Source organism: Ruegeria sp. CK2, from assembly GCF_056536585.1.
This window is the reverse complement of record NZ_JBQFPW010000039.1, coordinates 1-6178: the sequence shown is the minus strand read 5'-3', so window position 1 is coordinate 6178 and position 6178 is coordinate 1. Positions and strand designations below refer to the sequence as shown.

Annotated in this window: 4 protein-coding genes; 3 read left to right on the top strand and 1 reads right to left on the bottom strand. The window is 57.1% G+C overall.

What is annotated here, in order from left to right; all coding sequences use genetic code 11:
• From ACR0BU_RS24425 to ACR0BU_RS24415, 3 genes are all read left to right on the top strand, one after another.
• Positions 1-2533: putative Ig domain-containing protein (locus ACR0BU_RS24425; protein ID WP_480739513.1), on the top strand; the 2533-nt coding region annotated here is incomplete at its 5' end.
• A gap of 12 nt (positions 2534-2545) precedes the next feature.
• Positions 2546-4255, top strand: a complete 1710-nt coding sequence (locus tag ACR0BU_RS24420) for a type I secretion system permease/ATPase (RefSeq protein ID WP_480739511.1) — start codon at positions 2546-2548, stop codon at positions 4253-4255.
• Positions 4256-4262: 7 nt separating this feature from the next.
• Positions 4263-5570 (top strand): HlyD family type I secretion periplasmic adaptor subunit, encoded by a 1308-nt coding sequence (locus tag ACR0BU_RS24415; RefSeq protein WP_480739510.1) that lies wholly within the window; start codon positions 4263-4265, stop codon positions 5568-5570.
• 231 nt (positions 5571-5801) lie between these two features.
• Here the strand turns inward: ACR0BU_RS24415 and ACR0BU_RS24410 are convergent.
• Positions 5802-6178, bottom strand: a 377-nt coding sequence (locus ACR0BU_RS24410) for a hypothetical protein (protein ID WP_480739508.1), incomplete at its 5' end; no start/stop codon positions are given.

Here is a 6178-nt window from a genome sequence, read left to right as displayed (position 1 = left end):
CAGCTACGATCCCACCAACGCAGCTAATGTTCGGGCTCTGGAGAGGGACCAGACCCTGACGGATAGCTTCACCTATACGGTCAGTGACGGCAATGGCGGGGTGAGCACCGCAACCGTCTCCCTTGAGGTCATTGGAGCCAATGATCCACCTTTTCCGCCATTTGCATTGGAGGATCAGTTTTCAGCAGAAGACGAGGCCGTGAGCTTTACACTGCCAGTGAATGCATTTGAGGATCCGAATGGCGATGCGCTGACCTTGAGTGCGACGCTTGCGGATGGTTCGGCCCTGCCGGACTGGCTGGTGTTTGATGCGGTTGCGGAGAGTTTCTCAGGCACACCGCCCCAGGACTTCAACGGCATATTGGACGTCATGGTGACGGCGAGCGATGGCTCACTTGCAACAAGCGAGACCTTCGCGCTTGAAATCACACCGGTCAATGATGCTCCGGAAGATCTCACATTGACAGGTTCAGAGGTCCAGGAACACGACGCCGGGGCCGTGATTGGCATGCTCTCGGTCAGCGATCCGGATGTTGGCGACACGTTTACATATACTGTCGATGATGACCGCTTCGAAGTTCTGGGGAACACCTTGAAACTGAAGGACGGTGAAAGTCTGGATTATGAGAGCGAAACTCAGGTTGTCCTAACGGTCACAGCCACGGACTCGGGTGACCTTTCGACTAGTAAGACCTTCGCCCTTGATGTCGGGGATGTTTACGATCCGGTCGTCAATGTGACTGTCGTGCGTGACGCAACATCGACCGTTGCAACGTTGTCGGGCACCATGGATTACTACACGATGTCAACCGACAACGGTTTTATTGAACTGCACGCTCTCGGAGGAAGCGCGGGGGTAGGCGGTGCTTACACGTTCCGCTTTGAGGATGATGGCGGGGAGTTTAACATCAGACTGGAAGCGGAGCAGCGGGTCAGCGATAATCTCGGTACGGACACGACAAGCGCCTTTGCCCGCTCCACAGCGCTTGTCAATGGTGGCTATGTGGTCACTTGGACAAGTAGTCAGGCCGATGCTGCGGGCTATGAGGTCCATGGCCGCGTGTTTTCCGCAAGTGGTACGCCTATTGGCGAAGAACTGGTGATTAATGCGACGTCCTCCGGAGATCAGTGGCTGTCTTCTGCAGCCGGTCTGAATGATGGCAGTTTCGTGGTGGTGTGGCTGTCGACCGATCAGGATGGTTCAGGCGAGGGCATTTTTGGCCAGCGCTTTGATGAAAGCGGCGTGCCCGTCGGAGACGAGTTTCAGCTCAACACCGAAACTGACGGACATCAGAGCTTACCTGACGTTGCGGCTCTGAACGACGGGGGTTTTGTTGCCGTGTGGTATTCGGACGGTCAGGATGGTGATCAGGGGGGCATCTTTGGGCAGCGCTTCAGCCAGGACGGCACGCCATCGGGATCCGAGTTCCAGGTGAACACGCATACTGCGGGGCAACAGATCTGGCCGACTGTCACCGTGCTTACGGATGGGAGTTTTGTCGTCAGCTGGCAGTCCGCGCTGCAGGATGGAGACCTTTTCGGTATCTATGGTCAGCGGTTCAACGCTGATGGAACCCCCCTTGGCTCGGAGTTCCAAATCAACACGCACACGGCAAGCGAACAAGGCGAGCCTTCAATCACGGCGCTGGAAGACGGGGGATTTGTCGTCACCTGGCAATCCTTTGATCAGGATGGTGCATTCTGGGGTGCCTATGGCCAAAAATACAATGCCGATGGCTCAGCAGCAGGTGGCGAATTCCAGATCAATACCGCCACGGACTATAACCAGTACTGGGTTTCGGTGTCCGGGTTGCAAGACGGTGGGTTTGTGGCAACCTGGACGTCTTATGGCCAGGATGGATCTGGTGCCAGTATTCATGGTCAGAGATACGCCGCTGATGGTTCAACGGTCGGCGGCGAGTTCCAGGTGAACACGCAGTGGATCTATCACAACCAGATGTATCCCGATGTCGTCGGTCTGGAAGATGGCGGGTTTGCGATCAGCTGGCATTCGTATGGCCAGGTTAATACGCCTGACGGTTTTGAAATCTATTCTCAGCTCTTTGATGCGGAAGGCAACAAGGTCATCCGGACAACCTTTGACGGCGGTGACGGGGACGACACGCTCAATCTGTCTGCGAGCAGCAGCAACGAGACCCTTCTCGGCAGGACGGGGGACGATCATCTCACGGGTGGCAGCGGTGAAGATGTTCTCGTCGGCCATGAGGGCATGGACACCCTCGCGGGCGGTGATGGCAACGACACCCTGACCGGCGGATCGGGAGACGACACCTTCGTCTTTGATCCCGGTTTTGGCGAGGATATCATAACCGATTTCGTGGCTGGTGCTGGGACGGAGGATGTCATCGAATTCAGGGGTGTCACCAACCTGGCCTCCTATGCAGACGTCCTGAACAGCGCGGCGGATGACGGCACCGACACAACCATCACGCTGGATACTGACAACAGCATTGTCCTGAAGAATGTCGTCGTGTCGGATCTGTCCTCCGACGATTTCCGGTTTCACGCGTAACGAACACGACGCATGGTGTCGCATTCACGCTCCCAGGACGGGCTTGTTGCGGAGTGCCTGAAGGCACTCCGTTCTACACTCGCAGGCATTGGCCTGCTCAGCCTGCCGATCAATCTCCTGATGCTCACCGGATCGCTGTTCATGCTGCAGGTGTATGACCGGGTGCTGGCGAGCGGTTCGGTACCGACGCTGATCGTGCTGGCTGGTTTGGCGGGTGGCATGTATGTGTTCTATGGCCTCCTCGAGGGCATCCGTTCGCGTGTCCTGCTGCGCGTCGGTCAGCATCTCGATGCACAGCTTTCTGCGACAAGCTATGAATGCTCGATCACGCTGCCGGTTCTGATCGGCCGCAAGGCGGAAACACTCGACCCGGTGCGCGATCTGGAATCCGTGCGCCAGTTCCTCGTTGGACCCGGACCGACAGCGATCTTCGATCTTCCCTGGATGCCGGTGTACTTGACCATCATCTATGTCTTTCACCCGATCCTTGGACTGGTCGCCATTGGGGGCGCGGTCTTCATTTGTATTTTGATCGGCCTGAATGAACTGGTATCGCGCAAGCCGTCGGCAGAAGCCAACCGGCATGCCGTTCAACGCGCGGCCATTGTTGAACAGGGCAGGCGGAATGCCGAGGCCGTTCGGGCCATGGGTATGACGGCAACGCTGAAAGAGCAGTGGGAGGCGTTCAATGGAACCTTTCTCACAAAACAGCGGCATGCCGCAGACATGGCGAACCTCTTTAGCACGATCACCAAATCCTTCCGCTTCATGCTGCAATCCGCCATGTTGGCAACAGGCGCCTGGCTGGCCATTGGTCAGGAGATCACGCCTGGCGTGATGATCGCGGCTTCCATTATGACGTCACGGGCGCTGTCTCCGGTTGAGATGGCGGTCGGCCAGTGGCGCGGATTTGTGGCGGCCAGACAGGGGTTCAAGCGCCTTCGGGATGTCGTGGAAGGTCGCCCGGAAGACCCTGAGCGCATGGAATTGCCATTGCCGTCCAAAACTCTGGCCCTGGAAAATGTCGTTTCGGGTCCGGTAGGCCATCCGGTGCTTCAGAATGTCGGATTTGCGCTGGAGGCAGGGGACGGGCTCGGTGTCATTGGCCCCTCGGGCGCTGGTAAATCGTCGCTGGCACGGACCCTGGTTGGTGTCTATCCGGCGCTGCGCGGCTCACTACGGCTGGATGGTTCGGATCTCTTCCAATGGGCACCGGATCGGCAAGGTGAGTTTATTGGCTATTTGCCACAGGATATCCAGCTCTTTGCCGGAACCGTGGCCCAGAACATATCCCGATTCCAGATGGAAGCCTGTCCGGAAGACATCATCCGGGCGGCAGAGCTTGCCGATGCGCAGGCGCTGATTACGTCGCTGCCGAATGGGTATGACACCGAGATCGGGCCGGGTGGCAGCACATTGTCCGGTGGGCAGATGCAGCGCGTCGCCCTGGCGCGCGCGCTTTATGGGAACCCGTTCCTGGTCGTACTGGATGAACCCAATTCCAATCTTGATTCTGAAGGCGAAACCGCTCTTACCAAGGCCATCGGTGCCCTGCGGGACTCCGGTTCGATTGTCATCGTCATTGCCCACAGGCCAAGCGCACTGGCCGGCGTGGATACCGTCCTGTTCATGAAGGAGGGACGCGCCCAGGCCTTCGGGCCAAAGGAAGACGTCCTGCAGCAGGTTCTCACGCAAAGCCCCAAACCGGTTCGGGCGGTGTAGCGAAGACATGAGTGAAACTGTCCAAACACTGCGTCGCAGCATCAGGCGGCATCTGTGGGGCGCTGGCCTGTTCTTCTGCGCGCTTCTCGCGTTCCTCATCACCTGGTTTGCATGGATGCAAATCTCCGGGGCGGTCATCGCGCCCGGCGCCATTGTTGTCGAATCCAATGTCAAAACCCTCAAACACAAGGAAGGGGGCATTGTTGCAGATATTCTTGTGGAAAATGGCGATCTGGTTCAGGCGGGTGACCTTCTTCTGCGTCTTGACGATGCGACCACCCGCGCAAATCTTGCGGTTGTCAGTCAGCAGCTTGACGAACTGGTTGCGACGGAAGCACGCCTGATTACCGAACGTGACAACGCAACAGTCATTGTGTTTCCCGAGAGTATCGCCGGTCGTGCATCTGATACAGAAATATCTCGTATTTTGACAGTGCAGCGCCAGCTCAGGGCTGCACGACTGGCAGGGTTGATGGGGCGGACGGATCAACTCAATGAGCAAATCAATCAACTCGAAAGCCAAATCGACAATCTCGAGGTTCAGGCGGACGCCAAGGCAGAAGAGATCGGCTTGATTGATATGGAACTTGCCGGGCTCGAAAAACTGCTGGAAAACAGTTACGTCTCCAGAAACCGGGTTCTGGCGGTCCGCAGGGACAAGACCCGCCTGCGAAGTGAGCACGGGGCATTGCTGGCTGAAGCGGCCCGCACCGGGCTGGAAATCAGCGAAAGGCGCATCCAGATCCTGCAATTGCAGGAAGACTACCGTGCCGAGACGCTTCAACACCTTCAGGAAACGCGCAGTGAGATTGCGCGACTGGCAGAGCAGAAAGCGGCGTCTGTAGACCAGCTCTCTCGCATGGATATCCGGGCACCACGGTCAGGCTTTGTCCATCAACTCAACGTGCACACAGAAGGCAGCTTCATTAGCCCGGCAGAACCCGTCCTGTTGCTCGTCCCGAAAGAAGACGCGCTTATCATCGAAACGCAGGTCGCACCGACAGATGTCGATCAGATATACACGGGTCAGCAGGCGGTCATTCGTCTGCCTGGTTTAAACCAGCGCACAACACCGGAATTGAAAGGTCAGGTTGTCACGATTTCGGCGGAAACGACCCTCGATGAGGTTACCGGCATGAGTTTCTTCACCGTGCGGCTCCGATTTCTGGAGGGAGAACGGGAGAAAATAGACGGCAACATCCTGATGCCGGGCATGCCGGTCGAAGCGCTGATCCAGACCGGCGATCGCACCATCCTGTCTTATCTTATCAAACCGATCCAGGATCAGATCGCCCACGCCATGCGGGAAGAGTAATCTGTCGAGCAGGTGGGTCATCGTCAGCGGTGCGCGCGTGCCTCACCCAAATCCTGATGACCACCATCGCAAACGGGTGTAAACAGTCCAACATTAGTCGCCTGATATCCTGGAATTACGCTAAACACGTGGGAGCCACACTCCACTTACAGGTCGTTGATCATCCGAAGACTTGCTCGGCTTTGGCGGCGGCGGAATTGTTCCCTGCGATCGGGCTTCGCTCACTGCGCTTCAAAACCTGTGACTGAGTGCAAATCCAATGTAGGGATTTTGGTCACCGCCTCGTGCGCGATATCCCGCGTTAAACAGAATATCCGGTCCAGGAGCATCCGAAGCGATCTGATAGGTCAAACCAATGTCTATCGGTCGCACTGAAGATGTAATGTCCACAGATTGAGAGGTTCTTGTCACGCCCGTGCTTTCTTGACCGGCCACTGCTGCAACCCTGTCCTGAGGGAGGTCGATTGAGATCTCACCAGAGGAGATCTGGAGCGGACTGGAGACAGACAAGCTCATCGTACCCGGACTACCGAGAAAATGCTGCTGGCTGATTGAGACTTTGCCAGCACGCCCCACCAGGTTTTCGCCGCCAGTGATCAAACCTTCTT

Coding starts and splice junctions, on each gene's coding strand:
- ACR0BU_RS24420 (WP_480739511.1), top strand. CDS start 2,546: ATGGTGTCGCATTCACGCTCCCAGGACGGGCTTGTTGCGGAGTGCCTG.
- ACR0BU_RS24415 (WP_480739510.1), top strand. CDS start 4,263: ATGAGTGAAACTGTCCAAACACTGCGTCGCAGCATCAGGCGGCATCTG.